The 19,412-nt window shown below is 38.0% G+C and carries 18 protein-coding genes and 1 tRNA gene; 4 read left to right on the top strand and 15 right to left on the bottom strand.

Annotation, left to right across the window (positions count from 1 at the left end):
• Window positions 1-92 precede the first annotated feature (92 nt).
• Window positions 93-782, bottom strand: a complete 690-nt coding sequence (locus UF05_RS09505) for an SDR family oxidoreductase (protein WP_029830203.1) — start codon at window positions 780-782, stop codon at window positions 93-95.
• Window positions 783-1,051: 269 nt separating this feature from the next.
• Between UF05_RS09505 and UF05_RS09510 the strand changes: the two genes are divergently transcribed.
• On the top strand, window positions 1,052-1,960 hold the full coding sequence (locus tag UF05_RS09510) for a histone deacetylase family protein (protein WP_031849988.1): 909 nt from the start codon (window positions 1,052-1,054) through the stop codon (window positions 1,958-1,960).
• A 492-nt stretch (window positions 1,961-2,452) separates the two neighbouring features.
• Window positions 2,453-2,707, top strand: a complete 255-nt coding sequence (locus UF05_RS09515; RefSeq protein WP_045545705.1) for a helix-turn-helix domain-containing protein — start codon at window positions 2,453-2,455, stop codon at window positions 2,705-2,707.
• Window positions 2,708-3,281: 574 nt separating this feature from the next.
• Here the strand turns inward: UF05_RS09515 and drt3b are convergent.
• The 7 genes from drt3b to UF05_RS09550 form a co-directional block, all read right to left on the bottom strand.
• Entirely contained in the window at window positions 3,282-5,312 is a 2,031-nt protein-coding gene (gene drt3b / locus UF05_RS09520) for an antiviral reverse transcriptase Drt3b (protein WP_045545706.1), read from the bottom strand.
• Window positions 5,313-6,545, bottom strand: a complete 1,233-nt coding sequence (gene drt3a, locus UF05_RS09525) for an antiviral reverse transcriptase Drt3a (RefSeq protein ID WP_048852460.1) — start codon at window positions 6,543-6,545, stop codon at window positions 5,313-5,315. It lies immediately after the preceding gene.
• Between the two features lie 120 nt (window positions 6,546-6,665).
• Entirely contained in the window at window positions 6,666-7,193 is a 528-nt protein-coding gene (abiEi, locus tag UF05_RS09530) for a type IV toxin-antitoxin system AbiEi family antitoxin (RefSeq protein ID WP_045545707.1), read from the bottom strand.
• A 46-nt stretch (window positions 7,194-7,239) separates the two neighbouring features.
• On the bottom strand, window positions 7,240-8,241 hold the full coding sequence (locus UF05_RS09535; RefSeq protein ID WP_045545708.1) for a hypothetical protein: 1,002 nt from the start codon (window positions 8,239-8,241) through the stop codon (window positions 7,240-7,242).
• A gap of 62 nt (window positions 8,242-8,303) precedes the next feature.
• On the bottom strand, window positions 8,304-9,830 hold the full coding sequence (locus UF05_RS09540; protein WP_045545709.1) for a hypothetical protein: 1,527 nt from the start codon (window positions 9,828-9,830) through the stop codon (window positions 8,304-8,306).
• Between the two features lie 86 nt (window positions 9,831-9,916).
• Complete coding sequence (locus tag UF05_RS09545; RefSeq protein ID WP_045545710.1) at window positions 9,917-10,996, bottom strand: tyrosine-type recombinase/integrase; 1,080 nt, start codon at window positions 10,994-10,996, stop codon at window positions 9,917-9,919.
• A gap of 308 nt (window positions 10,997-11,304) precedes the next feature.
• Entirely contained in the window at window positions 11,305-11,544 is a 240-nt protein-coding gene (locus UF05_RS09550) for a helix-turn-helix domain-containing protein (RefSeq protein ID WP_001084862.1), read from the bottom strand.
• A gap of 224 nt (window positions 11,545-11,768) precedes the next feature.
• Here UF05_RS09550 and UF05_RS09555 point away from each other — a divergent pair, with 224 nt between their 5' ends.
• Together UF05_RS09555 and UF05_RS09560 are read left to right on the top strand one after the other, a co-directional pair.
• A complete protein-coding gene (locus UF05_RS09555; protein WP_000417695.1) occupies window positions 11,769-12,389 on the top strand; it encodes a hypothetical protein in 621 nt (206 codons plus the stop codon).
• Window positions 12,390-12,560: 171 nt separating this feature from the next.
• Window positions 12,561-12,854, top strand: coding sequence for a hypothetical protein (locus UF05_RS09560; protein ID WP_045545711.1), 294 nt, complete (start codon window positions 12,561-12,563; stop codon window positions 12,852-12,854).
• Between the two features lie 302 nt (window positions 12,855-13,156).
• On the opposite strand, the gene dcm is transcribed toward UF05_RS09560, so the two are convergent.
• The 7 genes from dcm to UF05_RS09595 form a co-directional block, all read right to left on the bottom strand.
• Window positions 13,157-14,815 carry a DNA (cytosine-5-)-methyltransferase gene (dcm, locus tag UF05_RS09565; RefSeq protein ID WP_048852462.1) on the bottom strand — a complete coding sequence of 553 codons (1,659 nt, stop codon included), beginning with the start codon at window positions 14,813-14,815 and terminating at the stop codon, window positions 13,157-13,159.
• Window positions 14,816-14,889: 74 nt separating this feature from the next.
• Window positions 14,890-16,338: an MvaI/BcnI family restriction endonuclease gene (locus UF05_RS09570; RefSeq protein WP_045545712.1), complete on the bottom strand. Its 1,449-nt coding sequence runs from the start codon at window positions 16,336-16,338 to the stop codon at window positions 14,890-14,892.
• Between the two features lie 273 nt (window positions 16,339-16,611).
• On the bottom strand, window positions 16,612-17,016 hold the full coding sequence (locus UF05_RS09575; protein WP_045545713.1) for a DUF6088 family protein: 405 nt from the start codon (window positions 17,014-17,016) through the stop codon (window positions 16,612-16,614).
• A 261-nt stretch (window positions 17,017-17,277) separates the two neighbouring features.
• The gene (locus UF05_RS09580; protein ID WP_045545714.1) at window positions 17,278-17,466 is read right to left on the bottom strand and encodes a hypothetical protein; all 189 of its coding nucleotides are present in this window, start codon (window positions 17,464-17,466) and stop codon (window positions 17,278-17,280) included.
• A gap of 9 nt (window positions 17,467-17,475) precedes the next feature.
• Window positions 17,476-17,859, bottom strand: coding sequence for a hypothetical protein (locus UF05_RS09585; protein WP_045545715.1), 384 nt, complete (start codon window positions 17,857-17,859; stop codon window positions 17,476-17,478).
• Entirely contained in the window at window positions 17,852-19,189 is a 1,338-nt protein-coding gene (locus UF05_RS09590; RefSeq protein WP_045545716.1) for a tyrosine-type recombinase/integrase, read from the bottom strand. The genes UF05_RS09585 and UF05_RS09590 overlap by 8 nt, the downstream gene beginning before the upstream one ends.
• Window positions 19,190-19,268: 79 nt before the next feature.
• Window positions 19,269-19,359 (bottom strand) — tRNA-Ser (locus UF05_RS09595).
• Between the last annotated feature and the right edge of the window lie 53 nt (window positions 19,360-19,412).

The following is a 19,412-nucleotide window of genomic DNA, read 5'->3' on the forward strand; positions in this document are numbered from 1 at the left end:
TACTAAGTCTGGAAAGGAAACGCAGAAATTCAAGGTTGTCAGAGAAGTAGAAAGCATAAAGCTAACCTACCTCTCATCTTTTTATAAAATACTTACCAAGGAAGCGAAGTTCCGTCGTAATTGATGAATTGACCAGAGTGTTCAACGGTGCTTTGGTCAATAACTTGTGCCAGCCCTTGAGCTGATGTCTCTGCATCTATAAGTGCATTTGGCCCACCCATTGTGGTGCGTACCCAACCAGGGTGCAAAGCAAGGACAGTAAAACCGTCAGGCGTTAAGTCATTGCTTAAGCTTTTGACTACGGAATTGAGTGCCGCCTTTGACGAGCGATAAATATAGCCGCCACCCGATGTATTCTCCGTCATACTCCCGACTTTTGAAGAGATGCAGGCGATTTTTTTCAACTGTCCTTGTTGCAGTTGTGGATAGAGCGTTTCGACCAGTTTAAGTGGCGCTATCGTATTAATCTCAAGTACTTTACGCCATTCATCCACATCGGTGTTTCCAAATCCATAACCTTTAGGGCCGTAGTAACCAGCGTTGTTAATCAAAAGGTCGATAGGTGGCAGGCTCTGAGCAAGTAACGCGATTTTTGCGTAATCAGTAACATCCAGTTCATGCAAGCTCAAAGAGGAGTAACGTGAGCTCAAAGCTTGTAGTTCGTCACTGTCTGTGACGTTACGGCTAGTAGCGTGGACGTTCCACCCGCGTTCAAGATAAAGCTCTGTCAGACTCAAACCAATACCACGATTTGCGCCTGTGATAAAAACACTATGGGCCATTTTTAACTCTCTGGTAAGACTCGTTATCGAACTATTGTGTTAGCTGAGTGCGACAAAATCAACTAACCACCATGCACTAAACAACATGGATATAAATACAGAAATAGCACAGAAGGAACCAAACAAAGCGCCTAGGACCGTAAATGTCGTTTTCTTCATCGTTGGAGTATGAAATTTAATTTTAATGAAAATCATTATCAATTAAATTAATTTCTATTCAACCTTTGTAGTTGGTAATATTTCACAACGTTGTATGAAAAGAATGTCTCATGTTGCCACTGATATACCACCCTATATACTCAAAACTTGAATTGCCTGTAGGGCATCGTTACCCAATCATGAAGTATCAATATCTCTATGAAGAGGTACGTCGCGGTGTGCAAGCTGAGTGGGTGCAGTTTTTTGAACCACAAGCGCTGTCAATTGAAGCGATCAAGCGCGTGCATGATGCGGACTATGTTGACTTACTGGTACAAGGAAATATGCCAGTCGCTAAAATGCGTCGAATCGGCTTTCCTTGGAGTGAAGCTCTGATCACTCGAACACTGACGTCAGCGGCTGGTACACTTCTGACAGCCGAAAAAGCGCTTGAGCACGGTATCGCACTGCACTTAAGTGGTGGTTATCACCATGCTCACAAAGATTTTGGTAGCGGATTCTGTTTGTTCAACGATTTAGTGATTGCGGCTAAACACATGTTGGATAACGAGCACGTTGATAAGATTTTAATTATTGATAGTGATGTTCATCATGGTGATGGAACCGCCACCTTGTGCCAAGAAGAACCTGACATCGTGACGCTCTCTTTTCATTGCGATAAAAACTTTCCGGCCAGAAAACCACAGTCTGATTTGGATGTTCCGTTAGCAAAAGGAACAGACGATGAAACATTTTTGATGACGTTTAAAGAGGTGGTAGAGATGGCGTTGAATCTCCATCGTCCAGATATGGTGATTTACGACGCTGGGGTAGATATTCATCAAGATGATGAGCTTGGTTACTTTGACGTATCGACTCAAGCAATTTTTGAGCGTGATCGTTTTCTTTTTCAACTGATGAAAAACAGAGGGATTCCTGTTGCCGCCGTTGTGGGGGGTGGATATAGAACAAACCACGCAGACCTTGTACCTATTCACATGCAGTTAATAAAAGCGGCGACAGAAGTCTTTGCCTCTTGATAGTTGAAGAAGGCAATTAGGCAGAACAAAGATCACTAACGTATTAGTGGTCTTTTGCTAAATGTGGCGGAGTGTTGGGCTTGTATTCAAGGAGGGATTTGTCCAAGTCCTTTCAAATCTGAATATACGAAAAAGCCCACTAATTTCTTAGCGGGCTTTTTCTAAATGTGGCGGAGAGATAGGGATTTGAACCCTATCTCTTTGAAAACCTATATTTATCAAGCTCTTGAGTTTATTAGCTTTCTTCGATTATCAATCAAATGTCGCGTTGACAGTTGTGAATCACATTCAGTATACAAAAACAGCTTAACTTAGCAAGTGAATCAAGCAGATAACTCGATAAAATTTTATAGGAATTTGCCTACTAAGAGTATCAGAGGGGGCAACCGTATCCACTGTATAAAACAATATAAAACAATGCTAGTTTTAACCCCCATAGGGGATAAGCATGATATTATCCTTTACAGGGGTTAAAACGTTCTGGAGAGTACAATGTTGATTACGGGTCCCAAGCAGTTAGGCATATACCTGAGAGATATCCGTCGAAATCAAAAGCGCAACCAAACCAAAGTCGGCGATATTGTGGGCTTAAAGCAAACAACCGTATCCAAATTGGAACGAGATCCTGCTTCTTCAAGTATTGAGAGCTTAATGCGTCTTTTGTCATCTCTCGACCTTGAGCTACATATTGAAGATAAGTCTGCAAGCAGAGAAAAAGCCAAGTTTCGTGATGCTGACGATTGGTAAATCGTCTTAAACGAAACCAATATCGAAGAAAGCAGCCAGAACCTTGTAATAGTAACATCTCACATAAGCGGGAGATGGATGAGATCGTCGGTGATTACCAGGTTGACCTCAGCGGAAAGTTCTAGTGAATCATGATCCATGCTCAATGTTATAGACTAACTTGTAAATCTCAATATGTGTCCAGACGAATCGCTTGGTGATCACAGATGAATTGCAGCTTCTGAAACTCACAATGGGACAGAAACGTTTCAGGGCATTAGAGAGGTGGTATGGGTTACCGACAGTCTTCAGGCTCTTGTTTGATATAAAGAACAAAATTAGAACGGCGGGAAAAGACCATGCTTCAACATCTGGTGTGTGGCACGAAGTGCTCTCAGGAGTTTGCTCATGAGGGGCTTGCAGGCCCAAAACGATCCCTTGTTTCCAAACAACCGTCTCTGTTTTCAAAAACCGAATGTCGCAAGCTTTACTTGTTAACTTGCTGAATCAGCAAAAGCTTCATCAGTGTAGTCACAAGAGTAACTTGCGAAGAAGTAATATGGCATGGTCTCCGCCACGGGAATAATCTATCAAACTAATACTGAGATTTCAATTCGTTACGCTCGATTAGTTGCTTAATATTTAAGTTAGTCCAATTAACGAACCAATAAATCCCTTGGGTTGCATCTATGTAGTCTGATAACTCTTGTTCGGTGGGATTAGGATGGTTTTTTATCCCATCATATAATATGGACATAACCTGTTTTCTATGTTCCAGAGATATGTATGGGCATGTGGACAAATCTAGTATTAGATGAACAAGCTCTGAATCATTTTCGAGTGAATCGAGAGTAGAGAATCTCCCCATTGTCTCTGATATGATCTTACTTTTTACATCAGAGTACTCTTCATGATTCTTGAAGTAATATAGTAATGAAACAATCTCAAAATAGTTAAGCTCAATGTTATTCTCGATAAGTTCCACAAAATATTGCTGTGGTAGCCTGAAATATGATCCAAACTCACTTGTAGACAAGATAACATTAAGACGCTCGATAGAGATATACCCTTTTCTCTTACCATTTTTATTTTGGTCGAAAGTGAAATTTCTTATAGTTTTAGTTACTAGGTCTTTTATTTTTGGTGTGTAAACAAGTAAACATTTATTTTCTTCCATGAACTCAATTAAACAAATTAAACTCTTGGCTATTTTATTTGACGAGCTAATAGTTGGATGAACTTTATAATAGAAAAACATAAGTTCTACCATGATTTCTATATTTCTAACAAATATTCCATCCTTTCCATTATTACTGATATAACCACTGTAGTTTTCTATCGAAAGGTCAATTCTCTTAGCAAAAAATGAAACCAAGTAAGATGATATCTCTGAATATCCGTTCTTGTTACTTGATAAAGCAACGAGCCTAACGTCATTCATGAACTTATTCATGAAATTGTGCTTTTTAAAAATCTGTGAAGGAAAATATTTCCTTTCTGAGAGTTTATCTTTTTGAAAAATTGTTCTTTCGAAGTATTCTAAGCAATTAGATAAAGATATTATAATCTTAGACTTTTCGGTACAGAATGGCCTTTCAAGCTTTAATACTTTATCTGAGTTAATGAATAAGTTGTAATCGGAAAGACTATCACTGATTACACTGGATACAACATCACAAATTTCACTAGTCATACCAAAAACAATATAATCATCAACATATCTTAATATTTGGTAGTCAACTTTATTTATATATGAGTGGGTGTTTTTTAGTGTATTTTCAATATTAACGTCAATCGTTTGAAAGATCACTTCTGCAAATATTCGGCTGAACTCGGATCCGATAGGAATTCCATTTGTTTCATTAGAATTGCTTCTCTGTATCGTTGTATCTAGTTTTTGTGAAATTTGGTTATTCCAGGTTACATAATGGTCTTTGATATAATTTTTTTCTTTTGCCGCCCAGGAAATAGTGTGTGTATATATACTATCGAAGCAATTCGCCACATCCAAGAAAAACATAAATGGGAATTTTGATTCCAAATCCTTGTATAAAGGAGAAGAATATAATTTATGGATGCGATTAAATCCCTTGTAAGAGAAATAAGATGAAGCATGTTTTTTATATAGTTCTTTATCTATTGTCTCTATATCAATCTTTTTATATTCGTTGTTTTTTATTTCGGATTTTTCTATTTTCAAATAAAACGAGTTGCAAACTCTCATTGGACATCGTATAGAAAACACACTCTTATCAAATAAAGAAAGCAAATAGTCTGCGTGATCTCTATAGATGTTGATGTAATTTATCTGAGATCTTGGGTGAATTAGTGACAGGGTTCTTAAACTAACGTCATTCTTTATTATTTTGTACTTGAACGGTTTAGTTTGTTGTAGTTGTTTTTTTGCCTTTTCCTCATCGCTAAGTAATTTGTCTAATTCAGGACTAACTAACCTTATGTAAATATCACTAACAACCTTAGTTCTAAGATCATTACTTCCTTTTCTTACAATATGTCCGTTCTTATACAGTCCATCATTACTAAAAACAATTGGAACATCAGCAGGGAACGTGTCTGTTAATAATGCTCTGGAATGATCTTTTTTGTCTAATTTTATATTGTTCATTTAAAATCTCCAGGCATTTTTTATTTCTCCAAGTTTGTTTGGAGAAAATCTTTTGTAATTACTATTTTTATATCCATTGACGAAAGAGTAGCTTAATAACTGGCGCTTTTGTTGATTAGTTAAACTATTAGTAAATCCTGACCAACGGTTTGATGAGAATCCTAATACTCTTTTTTTTAAGAAAGTATCAAGTTCTTGTAGACTTAGAGCGTTATCCGTTATGTTAACATTATTATAGTAAACACCCGTTGCTATAATTCTACCGCTCTTTTTTTCTTTCATTATACGGTTTGATGTAAGAAATATAATTCTATTTTTAAGAAGTTCAAAATCTCCATCTTTAGAGTAGCAATATAAAGCTCTTGATATACGCGTTTTAATTCGTTTTACTCTAGAGTTAGATAAAGACACATCAACTTCTCTAAACCTAGCCGATTTGGTTTTTCCAGGTATCTGCGTATCTCTTACAGTGTAGCTATAACCAAGATAATCGAAACTAGCTACAGTGATAGCTGAGCTTTGACGTTTATCTACATGAATTACTTTTTGCTTGTTGTAGTTTAAACTTAATTCCTTTGGTAAAAGGCCTTTAATATATTTAATGAAATTCTTACTGCTCTCGAATCCAGTTGTAATAATTATAATATCATCAACATACCTACAGTAATAAAAAACGTCTTCAGATTTAACAAGAGTTTTATCGAAATCCTTTAATATTAACTCTGCTAAAGGAGGACTAAACTCTAAGCCTCTTGGTAGTCCACATTGATTTATAAAGTTTGAATTCTTTAGAATTGACATTATTAAGAGTTTAGTCTGACTGCTGACTAAATTTGATTCTAGAGATTTTTCTATTGTTACATGACTGACGCTTTCAAAGAATGACTTTATATCAAGCCGATATATTCTATAGCTAGTACCTTCTTTCAAATGCTGTACTAGTTGTCGAGATATCTGATTTCGGCTTTTGGATTTTGGTAGAACAGCCCTAACATTATTTGCTAAGTGACGAGATAGTAATACATTTTCGAAGCCAGTTACCGTATAACAATCTTTGCCGTTTCTCTTTATTTTCTTTATTGAAAATGACGCCTGACTAGCTTGAGACTTTTCAAAAGCTGAATGAATTATTTCATTTTTTTTAATGGGACTTATTAAGTGGCTATGTTTATAAATATCACAATCGTATATACACTTACCAAGACTTTTCGGAGTGATCGCTTGTGAAGTCATTAATATATCCTGCTCTAATCCTTGTAGTAAGCAGGGTATCTTATCACAAGGCCACTGCTTATATGCAACTTTTTGTACCCTAGGTGTCCTAGTTATTGATTAATCGATAGATAATGTAATTCAGTCTAACTCATTGCATAGCATGTGCGTATTTCTACCGACGCGTTTTAAGTCTCGCATTGCCGCCGTTTCTGTAGCGATTCTCAATGGCCTGTCATACAGAATTGTATTGTTCAGGATGTCGATGTCATCACGTTCGGTGTGAGTAAATTCAATCACACCATATGGCGTTTTAAAAGTTCCTTTTCTTCCCGTTGTCATCACTGTTAAGCGATCAATGGGGATCTGAGAAATGGCACCGTACTCCGAAAGAGCGGATTCAAGTGAGATGTAGTTATATTCACCACGTCTAAGGCTTTTCGCAATATATTCAATCGTGTAACCACCTTTGTGGCGGCTTAACGCGAAAATATACACTCCTCTACATGCTCGCTCTAGCACTCCGAACTTGATTAGACGCGGCAAGCTTTGCTTAAAAGCTTCAGCGGTGTCATCAAAAAACACTCGGCGTAGATTACCTTTGGTATAGACATAAATTCCCTGCCAATCGAACTTGTACAATCTTTGTAAGGCGGTCTTAATGTCCATGCTAGCGATCCAATTAAATCAACATTAAAGATAACAATAGCATACTTTATTGTTCACTTAATGGCTTATTGAGAGAATCACTTTTCTCTCCCCTTTGTGAAAGCTGCTGCTCAAGCTTTTGGTTTCTGGTGTTCAGATCGGTTATCGTCTCTTGAGACTGACGTAAACTGTTTTCCAATAATTTATTGTTAACTGAAAGCGCTTGATGCTCAGCTTGTACCTTTCGAATAAGTTTGTCTGATTCCGCAAGTGCTGTTTGTGTTGACTTGAGATCAGCCAGTGTTTCGTTCAGTTTCTGGGCTGTATGTTCATAACGTTCTACTTGTTCTGACAGTTTCGACTCATATTTTTTTGCTTCATTACGTGAATATTCAAGCTGTACCGTTTGCGCAGCAAAACCTTTCTCAATTTTTGCTAAGCTAACCTTTAGCTCATTGATAGTCTCATGATGACTGTCTAGCTTTTCCGTTGTATGTTTTAGAGAGTTTGTAAGCTGGTTGTTCGTCTTGATTAGATCAGATTGCTGATGCCTAGACTCCATAAGCAATTCGTCTATGTGTTCAATTTTTTCTTCGAGTGATTCATTCAGTTCGATTTGCTTTAATAGTCGAACTTCCATTTCAGCACACGTATTTTCTGCCATAGCTTGAGCTTTGATTGCTAAGTCAGTTTTTGTATCGAGTTCGTGAATACGAGCATTCATCAAGTTTTCATAATGTTGATGAACTTGGCAATTTAGGGATGTGGTAATGCGCTGAATTATCTTGCAAATTTCTTGCTCAGACTGGGCTAGTAGATTTTGAACCTCAATGGGTAATTCATAAGAAGCGATTACAGGATTTTTTGTAGCAGCAGTATTTTGCTCTTTACGCGTCGTATCAATTTCACCAGAGTCGATTAGTCGTTCCAAATCTCTCTTGATAGTTGATAATTTTCCGCGCCCCAACTGTTCTTTGATACGCCATGTGGATACTTCATCTCCTTGACTTAAAATTTCTTGCACTATTTGAATAAGATCTTGATCTGTATAAGATTTAGGCCTAGCCATTATCATCACCATTATTATTGTTATTATCAAGGTTTGTTAAGTTACTAACTAACTAACTAACTTTACTTATCGAGCTGCTGTGTTTCACGATCAGCCATTTTGTTTGGTTCCAAATCGACGGATTTCAACAATATTTTGGCTCTTGTTTGCATGTGTGGCGGGAGCATGAGCATTTCTTTCATTGTCGTATCTAAAAAGGATTCCACCATCTTTTTCTGGCCTGACTGCTGGGCTTTTAACCCGAGGAATACCTGCTGACAGAATCGGCTAAGAGGTTCAATAATTCCATCCTTCAACGAGTCTAAAACTCGTTCAAGTTTGCGTCTCTCAGTTCGAAGTTCAGTTATGGTTTTCTGCTGAATTGTTATTTCTTGGTCATTTTGCTCTTTTTGATCTTCTTGCATCATCAATTCGCCTAGCACGATGCTTTGCTGCATGACGGTTTCGTCCAATAACTGTTTTTGTATTTGTGTCTGCTGCTCAAGCTCAGCCAGTTTGGCTTGTTGAGCTTCAATTAAGCGGTTCTGAAAATTGTAGGTTCTTTCTTCCTTAGGGAGTTTTGACTCTCTATTCATCTGCTTTCTTTGTTCAGAGCGGCGCTCACTTTCAGGAGCTAACTCCGCATGAAGACCTTTAGCATGAAGCAAGTACTTGTTGGCAAAGTCGAAAACTAATCGTTGAAAGTACTCACCAAATAGCTTGTTTTGAAGTCGGCTTAGCTTACCTTTTTTATTAAAAGCTAATTCTATTTTTGTCTCGGGATGTTGCAGTTGGATATATTTATTTACGACAGAAACCTGAGCTTTAAGTAAATCAAATTCATCTGTTATTGAGTTTCGTCCTGACAAAAAATAGTGCGAGTGTGCTCCAGTATCTTCATCTACCGATCTTTCATCGTCGTGTGCGACAACAAAAAGAATCGGATATTCTGGAAAATGATGTTTCAAGAAAAACTCAGTAAAGTGAATGTACTCTTCAGTGGTTATTAATTTATTGCTCACATTCCATTGAGCTGGAATTTTAAATATACCCTCCTGTACATAAAGACTATTAGCATGTGGAAATGAAACCAGCTGATTATGTGCGTTAAGATATTTTTCTAGCATCTTGATGCGCTGTGCTTTATATGTCATCTGAAGAAGCTTAAATCGCGAAATTTTGCTGTATGAGCAACGACCTTTTGTATTGAGAATGTCATTTAAAAACTCAGCAACGTCATCATTCCCAGCTTTTAGCAGGGACGCTATTGTTTTCATTATTTTATGTTTATAGCTGGAGCGTTGACTTTGTAACTTCTTATGCATATGAAGTTTAGGAGTGGGTGCTACTTGATATAGTAAGTCCCATTTTTCTTCATGTCCCCACTGGTCTAAACGGGTGATTTTCCCGTTTATGTATATTTTGTTATAGGCCAATAATTCAGGTAACCACTGTATAGATGATTTGGTTTCTAAAGGGACAAATATGTCCCCCTTGGTGACCTGATGAGTGATCCGAAGTGAATGCCTTAATGATGCCTCACAAGCTCTTCGGTCATCTTTTCTTGATGTAAAGTTTACCCTGCTATGATAAAGATGGGTTGTCTTCATACTCGACCTCCACAAGGTCGAGTAGATAACTGTAATCTAAAGCCAACTGGTTGTACTTGCATTACACTTTTTATTTTAGTCATTAGTTACTCTCCAATTGGTTGTTCAGTAACTGATGTTTTTTTCGATAGATCCAATGCAACCTTAGAAGGCAGCTTTATGTCACTGTCTGGTATGAGAAACCCAAAAGAGTCTTGTAAATGCCGAGCAGCTTGTAATGAACAATCAGAGGAGTCTTCACGGATCCACTTTCCGTAGTGACGATCAATCATTTTAGTGTCACTATGTCCCATCTGTTGGGCTAGCCACTCCTTGTTGATGCCAGCTGTTACGCATTGAGATGCAAAGGTATGGCGTAGTTGACCGACTCCGCGATGCCTTACACTAGCAGCAATGAGATAGTTTTTGAAAAAACGCTCAGTGAACTCTTTAGCATCTGTGAACGGTTGATTCGTTTTAGTATTCACGAAGATGAAGTTAAGAGATTCTTGTTTTAATGTTTTATTATCGCGTTGCAAAACATTCACGGGTTTTCTTCGACGTTTTCCCGTCAGTTTTAGCTGGGATTTTAAAATAGAAATAGCAAGTGGGTTTAGATCGACATCGCGCACCGAATCTGTTGTTTTCGGGCATTTATAAACATCAAGTACACAAGCACGACGAACATAAAGCTTTTTGTTTTTCCAATCGACATCGTCCCAGCACAAGGCGATAAGTTCGCTAATACGAAGACCTGTTAGTATATCCAATGCTGTTGCATTTTTTACTTGCGGGCACACATCGTTGCAATTCGATAGTCGAGCGATTTCTATCTTGGTGAAGGGATCGGGTTCTGTTTTTTCTACCAATAAGTTCTTTATGTTTTCCATGGGATTATGATCGATGATCTGATCCGCTAAACCTGTAGAAAAAACAAAGCGTAGGATAGTTAAGTGCTCATTAATAGTTTTATTTTTTAAGTGTGAATGCCAACCTGCAATCGTCATTCGAAGAGTACTATGCTTGATAGAACGTAAGTCATCTTTACCAAAAATTTTACGTAACCTGTTGATCCGAGGTTGTTCCCCATTTTTTGTGGATTTAACTTTGCGATACTCACCGTCCGCAATAAAAATGTCTAGATAGTGATTGAAGCTTTGAGTGCTGCTCATTGTTTTTACTGTCATAATTATTTCTCTTTTTCGATTTTTGATTGATTCGAAATGGAAATTACGACCAAGATAAAAACTTGTCAAACACACAAGTTGCTGAAAAATAACAATAAATTATTTACTCTGACCTTGTTTATATATAATAAAAAACAAGCGATGTTAAATTTAAGATAATTTATCAAGCGGATAAGGAGTTGGAGTTTCTGGATTTACGGAAGCGAAATTTTTTTCGTAAAAATGAACTGTTTGAACAAAATTTAACCAATTCCGCAAAGGTAGCTAATTGGGGATTGATAGTTCAGAGAAGTTAAAAGGTGATTTCATCAGCTAATGTCATCAAAAAAAACATTGACGCTGACATCAAGAACCACAGCCAGATTGTGTAAGATTTCATCCGTCACACGTATCATGCCCGTCTCAATTTTTGCCAATTTACTACGAGTCATATCGATTCCGCGTAATGTCGCAATACGCTCTACATCCTGTTGAGACAACCCTTTGCCTAAGCGGGCTTTTTTTATATTTTCGCCCGTGATGTTCTTTGATTTTGTGATCGAGTTCATAGTAGTTAATGCACCTATATGGGTGCATTGAACTATCTCAGATAGTACTATACCTATGTGCACCCAAATGGGTGCAAGTTGGTTTTAATAGCATTTATAAAAATGATATCCGCTTCGATATCAATCAACCAATGGATTGAGATAGTTGTGTAACAACGAGAACTCATAGGGCAAGGTGTTCGTATCTATCTCATTTATTTTTGAAAAATAGTAAGTAGGTTTAAATGGAACTCGCCATCAATCATTCGAAAGTAAAATCAGGCAATGGAGAAGCGAAATACTTTGTCCGTACAGGCCAAGTCATCTCGTCTAATCTTGAATCCACAACACATACCTATTCTGATACAACCGTAACAGGTAGATCGTACATAACCAGTAGAACTAAAAAGAAAACGGTATTTTGGCTTAGATTTGATAACGGACAGGAAAGAAAGTATGTACTCAATAGTGATGTAGATATTCTGACAGGTCAAAAAATAAGCTTACTGTATTTGGAAGGGAAGAAGTCAACTTGCTTGGTTGGTATCGCGAACCATACGGCAGGTGAATACATTCCATATTTTAGTAGAACAGAGTTCCGTAAAGTATTTAAACCAAACAGAGAAAATATGACTTTGCTCGCTAGCGTTGGTTTAGTAGGTAGCGCAGCCCTTTATCACTCTGAGGTCTGGAAGCATGATCTAAACATCGCCGAATGGCTGGTCGGCGGATTCTTCTATGTTGCAGGTGTCTTTTTTGTGTCGGGTTTGGTGTTTCTATTTATTGCATTAATTCAAACTATTTTAGACTTTGATTACTACTCGTTTAAGAAAGAAGTTACAAGTAACCTAAACAAAATTATTTAATAATTTAATTAAAAGGTATTGCTATTAATAGCGTGCCTTTTGTTTTTTTGAGTTTAATTATTTAAGCTTTCTCATTAAATAAAGTTTAAATAATGTCTTTACAAATCAATTATTACTTGATAAATATATATTCAAGCCAGTGTGGTTAAGCTTATTTAAAGGAAATGTAATATGAAAAATGTAGTGATTAAATTTAAAAATGGTCGTAAATCAAGTTATGTTATTGAAAAAGAAATTCTAAAAGAAAAAAACGAAAAGTTTCAACTTAAGTACAGCAATATTTCTGATGAAGAAGCACTGCGTAGAGCGAATCAGATGCATTCTGAACATAAAGATAAGCCTGTATATCATGTGGCAAATAATTACTCAGGAAGTGAGAAGGTTAAGAAAGAGAACCGTGTTCCAGGTTTATACGGTTGCAACCGCTATAAGTCAAAGAAACCAGAAGTATTTAATATTTTATGATTTAACGTTTCACCACCATAGTTAATTCATTATTTAAGCCTCTAGTTTATGGGGAAACTATAAGAAAAAATAAAACCCCAGCTTTAAACTAGGGTTATATTAATATAATCAACAACTAATGCCGATAGATAATCGTTAAAGGCTATTCTGCAAGATTAACACAGATGAAATTATAAACATTATTTATAATTCTATCGACGAGACTTTTATTGAATGGCTTAATTTCTAGGTTAATGTTATGAATTTCAAAGCTAAAAGTAGTACACCCTGATAAACAAAGTGATTTCAGGGTGTACTACTTGTTACATATAACTAGTTAACAATTTAGCCACGGCACTAAATACAGGCACAACAACAGAGTTACCAAACTGCTTGTATGCAGGCGCATCGGCACAAACAATACGGAATTCACTGTAAGGATCATTCACATCTTCAAAGCCCATTAGCCTTGCACATTCTCTTGGCGTTAAACGCCTTGGAGTTTTATACAGAGGATCAAACTCAGGGGCATAACGACCATGTTCTTGGTCATATTTAGCTTCGCCTTCTTTAATCATCTCTTTGTACTGTTTTTCCGTACATTCTGGGTTTTGTTTAGCATATCGGTCAGCGAAATTAGTAGAGAACTCAAGACGCTCTTTGTTCTTTCTAAAGCCATGTTCACGGTTATCAGCAAGGTACTGTTCAGAGAGTCCTTGATGATTAATTAGTATCTCAGAGCCATCTTTGTAGTACCTCGCAGAAAGCGTTCTTGTCACAGCATTAGGATTTGAAGGGTCAACTAGTCCAAACCCAAACCCATTACCTTTACTTTGATGCTTCAGGGCATAGTGATACAGATAGTTCCACAAGTTTGGTGTTAACGTGTATTTCTTTGTCTCTTCTACAGAAAGATTGGTCAGAATGTCACTAACGCGTAAGCGCTTTTGCGGAACTTCAATGTTTTTGAGAGACAGTTTTTTATACTCTGGATTTTTTTCTACGAGATCCTTACGCACTCCGACGAGGACAATACGTTCACGATGCTGTGGGGTAAAGTTCATACCGTCAATGATGGTTGGCTCTGGTTTACGTTTACGTACAACCTTGATGGCTTCTTCAATATCAGAATCAACATCGGTGATATCAGCCACCCAATAACCTACTTGGTCAAGCGTGCGTATGATTGTCGCGAACGTTTTGCCTTTATCGTGACTCTTGAGGTTCTTAACATTCTCTAGGACAAAGTATTTTGGCTGTCGTGCTTCTAGTACTTTCTGTACATCAAAAAACAGAGTCCCTTGAGTATCACACTCAAAACCGTGCGCTCTACCTAATGAGTTCTTTTTCGAAACACCCGCGAGTGAAAAGGGTTGACACGGAAAGCCAGCAAGAAGTACGTCATGCTTAGGAATATGTTTCAGAATGCTAGCCTGTTGTTGTAGCTCTGTTGCTTCAGGATCACCACTGAGAGTGATTTGAGTGATATCCATGAAGCTAGTATTTTTCGCACCATCTTCTTGCTCATTATTCAGGAAATATGGCAGTTCTGACTCATCTACATAATGATTTGCTAAGTAAGTTCGTCTGGCTTTTTCATCCCATTCACTAGTAAAAACACATTTTCCCCCAACGTTTTCGAATCCCTTGCGTAAGCCTCCAATACCAGCAAATAAGTCAATAAAGGTAAAGTTTGGGTTGTCCCAATGAGCAGGTTTTTTAGGGAGTAAAGTTGATCTCAATTTCTTTAGAGAACTATCACCAAGTGAAATAGGATTAGCTACAGGATCGGCTTTCCAACGATTCAGTTTCTCTCGGCTGATCTCGCAGAACTCTCCACCTAATTCTTGAAACTTAATGGCTAAGTTCTTTTGATCATATATTGTAATCAATAGTTTAAGTAGCTTATTTGTTTCTTGATGGCAATGCTCGATATAGCTCTCAAACTCTTGATCGCCTTTTAAAGTTGTATACTGATTCATATAGGTGGCAAAAAGGGAATATTGTGTGCAAAAGTAACACACATTAATCCCTTTTTATAGACTTGAGTGACGTTTTATTTAGGATTGAGCGAAATAAAATGAACCTCTTCATAGAGTTCACTGGACGCCTTGTATATGTCATTGATACGCCACTGTGAGCGTCGCTTACTTTGCTTAGCATCAGTTGGATGAAATTTCGGTGCAGGATCAAGATACACAGTACCACTATGAATAGCTTGGAAAAGCCTCTCAGCATTAGTATTAAGACACCAGAGAACTTCATCTGGAAACTCAATCTTAAACGTATACCCAGCAGCTAAACTGTTGGGTTCATCATTTGGTAGTTTGGTTGCAGGTATATAGACGACCTCGTTGTGTTTAGCACCCCAGCAGTTTAAGAGGCGCTCGATGGACCAACTAGCTGCGATTTTTCCTTGTCTATCTTCTAATACAACTTCCATTCCCGTCATTTGCTTAGTAATGGGTTTCTTTGGGTTATATAGACCATGCTCAAAATGAGTAGTTTTTTTGCCGTTTTCATCTTTAGTTACAATGGGGTGAAAACACTGGATTTTTAACGTGAGCTGCGTTTTTTCATTTTCTTGATATGCTCTATGTAACCCTGTCAATCGATACACATCATTCTTCTTGTAACCATAAGTCGTCATAAAATCAGGAAAACTCTCCTTATACAGTCCTCCATCTGGCTCAGGAGTGAATAAGGTAAGCTTCTTGCGAGTAAAACATTTCAACTCAATACCGAAAATATCACCTTCTTTGTCAGCATTTGGCTCAATTCCCAGAGCATGCTCAAGTGTATAACCATGCACCTGCGTGCCAGTGAACGGTACTGTTTCACCTAGCTTGAGTCGGCAACCAAGCAAGGTTTTACCTGCTACATTAGCTTTCAGTAATTCTTTGAGCTTTTCTGTGCCGCTATCTTCACCGAGATCTATGGTGAACGCCTTGCAAACTTTTGAGCCGAAGTAGTTTTCAAGCTGATTAAATTGTTCAATGAATAGTCGGTTGGGATCCACAACTAAAACGGCAAAAGCATGACCTGAACGATTCGCACCTAAAACTAAGTAACGAGGTAAATAATCAGCCCGTTTAGTATATTCAATTGACATACAGCGAGGCATTTCTCGATTCACTGTTTGGAAGCCAGAGAGCCTAGCCTCTGGATACTGAGCATATACGATAGCTTTACACTGCTTAGCTCTTACCGCGTTACCATCTGTATCTAGCCATGAAAAATGGTGGAATTCAGCCTGTGGAATTAGCTTGCCAGGGTCTGAGGATCGCTTTGTTTCACTTGAACTTTCACCTCTATCACTAAACCTCAAATCAAAAATAGAGTTAAGTAGACTCGCATCTGAATGAAAATATACTTGGTTTTTATCGTTGGCATTCTTGGGTAATGATTTAATCAGTGCAATACTACATTCGTGCTTCTTTAATAGGCGACGCACATCATCTAAGTCATTGATATTTATGTGGTCATATTGGTTTATTTCGTACACTATGATGTCTCGGTAACCTTATTGTTGGCTACGAAAGTACTCAGATTTATTCTTATATTCAATGAGATAGATCGAGTATTAGAAAGGTTGTGATATTAACTACGCAGATAATTGAGCCATTTACCATCCGCTATTAGCTAAACTGCTGATAAAATTCAAACTATCTGTACAACAACAAGCTTTAAATTATGAAGGATAAATTATCACTATATCCAACTTAAAGAGTCAAAGCATCGGAAACCTCTAAGAATTCTTGTTTTAGTTTTTTCATCGTCAATTTTGTGGGTTAAGCACTCTGTTACCTACGACTAATTTGCGATTAAATTGCTTTGGGTTCCACGAGTACTGGACGGATGAAGGGATTTGAGTACTCTGACCTGAAAGGCTTTGCCAAGAGAGGCTATCCATTTCAAAATCGACGCCTTTCATCTTCAAAATTTCACGCATCAGTGCATCAGTACCGCCAGGGTGTGTGGGCATAGGTTTACCCGTTAGGCTGTTGAGTTTGGCTTTGGTATACAGACCGTAGCCAATCTTAATCAAATCACCTTGTTTAACTAGTTGTCTTAGCGCTCGTCCAACCTGGTCGTAGCTTGCTACATCATCAAAGTCTTTACGTTCAAAGACGTAACGTCTAGAGCGTTTTATCTTTTGATAAATACATTCAACGGCTGTCATTTGAACCGCCTTCGCTTACATATTGGCTTCAGTATAACTTACCATGTTGCCAATAGGAATAAATACGGCATTTCAACAAGACGAAATGCGGCATAAAGATAAAGGAGATCGCTTTTAACCATTTGTATTTTAACCATTTATTGTAAGATCTTAAACTATCACCTTGCTCGAAATAGTTTATGCCACCTTATTTAGGTTCTGAACGGCTAGATTCTGTATTATTTTTAAATAGGCGGCAGAAGCCGCCATGTCTCGATGTTACTACTCTTGTCTATTCAGCTCTTTTGCAATGACTTTAAGTAATTCCGCCGTGATATTTGCTGCTTTCGCTCTGGTAACGATTTTAATATTGTCACCATATTGAACCCAAGCATCCCCATCGTTCACAATTCTAACCATGGCAAAAGTATCTAAAGTCAGAGCATTGTCTATTAGTTGATTATCATCCATCACAACTCTCTACATCAAATTGACGAAAACTGAGAATGGTACTTGGATTCCATTCGTTTGAAGTCGCATTCCATGCTTCTCTAGAAAGTGCATTAGAAACAGAAGCTTATCCTCACGTTCTTGTTCATCTTCTTGCAATTCATAACCCAATATTAGTTTTAGCTGGCTAAATGACTCTATAGTGGAATAAATTGAATAGACACTGTCTAGCTCATCGAAAATTGTTCGGGTTGGGTTACGCCTCAAAGACAACTTAAGTCGATAAACTCGGCGGATATGTTCGATGTTTATTCCACAACTGACTAGATGCGTAAAATCATATTCTTGAGTGAAATCTGCATGTTCCAACGCTTCTGTCACGGCTTGAAGCTCAAAATTCGCTAGTTTACGCATCGTTTACCTCCAGACATGGGAATTTGTTAACAGCATCATGTAGTTGCTGTATTTGAGCTTGTTTTCCATAGCGACCATACGTGATGTTAGGGTGAGCATGACCAACGATCTCCGCAACGACATGTTCTGGTATATCAGCAATCTTTAACTCATCGATAAAAGTGTGTCGGAACGAGTAGGCAGTTGGCCGAGCATTGGGTTTCATTCCAATGGCTGTTTGTAATTTTCCTAAGTTAGTGCGGTATCGAAATGACCAATCTTTATTCTCGCCATGTGGTTTATAGTTAAACAACTGTTTCTGCTTTTGCTCTCGGCGCTCTTGCACATACTCAAGAAACCCTCCTTTTATCAATTGATTGTGCAAGGGGACAATGCGGAAAGCATTGGTCGTTTTTAGCCTCTGATCCGCTTCGGAATCAGAAATCGAGATGCATGCGACACCATCAATCATTTGGATATTATGGGTTGTTAATTGACAAACCTCTGAAGGGCGGCATCCTTGGTAAATTTGCAGTTTAGTTGTCCACTGAAACTGAGCGTCTTTTTTACGAAATTCAGAGCTGGATAATAGCCTTTTGATCTCTTTCAACTGCCAGCGGTCACGTTGTTGTGATGCTTTTGTACCACGAGTCTTCGGTGCTTTTATGGCTTTGAAGACATTTTTATCAATGAGTTCAATTCGTTCGCAGTAATCAAAGAACTGTTTGTTAGCTGAAATGTATTCTTTTACCGTTTTGCAGCTTAATCCTTTTTCAATCAAGTGATCTCTGTAGGTGGTGGCAGCTTTGGCAGATAAGCTGACGTTTTGCTTGGTCAGATAATCCAAGAAATTGGTACAACGCTGATTCAACTGCGTCAGAGTCAGTGGTGTCACTTTTTCCAAGCGTTTACTATGGATAAAGTTGCCTAACTCGGTGATGAGTACTTGTCTGTCAGCCAGATTACGGTTTACGGTTACTTCAGGAGCAGGAGCAGGAGCAGGAGCAGGTTGAACCTTTATCCTTGCCTCATTATTAATGCTAACTATTGTACATTGTGATTGTGGGTTATCCTCATTGGGAAGGTTAGAGCTAAACTGCTGGCGAATCTTTGCTACTTGAGCATCAAGGTCCATTTTAAAACTGGCGTAAGGAATCCTCTCAGTGAGTGCTCGCTCGTACAAAGTGTGGATTACACCAGAAAGCTGAGAATTACGCTTAGAAGCAAGCCTACGTTGCTTAGTCAGAAGTGAGAGTCGAACCTCTCTCGGATAGCCAAGAGAAGTCTGTAATGCAACAGGAGTGGAAATACGTGTATAAAACACGTTATTGCTCAATTTAATCAAATACATATGTATCACCTATTTGTATTCGGTGACATTTGATCGTCTTAAAACGAGAAAAGCCCTTGATAAATCAAGGGCTTGAATGTGGCGGAGAGATAGGGATTTGAACCCTAGATACGCTATTAACGTATGCCGGTTTTCAAGACCGGTGCTTTCAACCACTCAGCCATCTCTCCGTTGTTGACGCGAATAATATAAGGCTTTGAAAACCTTGTAAACCCCTAAATTA

This window comes from Vibrio sp. S457-15 (assembly GCF_000960545.1).
GTDB lineage: Bacteria > Pseudomonadota > Gammaproteobacteria > Enterobacterales > Vibrionaceae > Vibrio > Vibrio parahaemolyticus.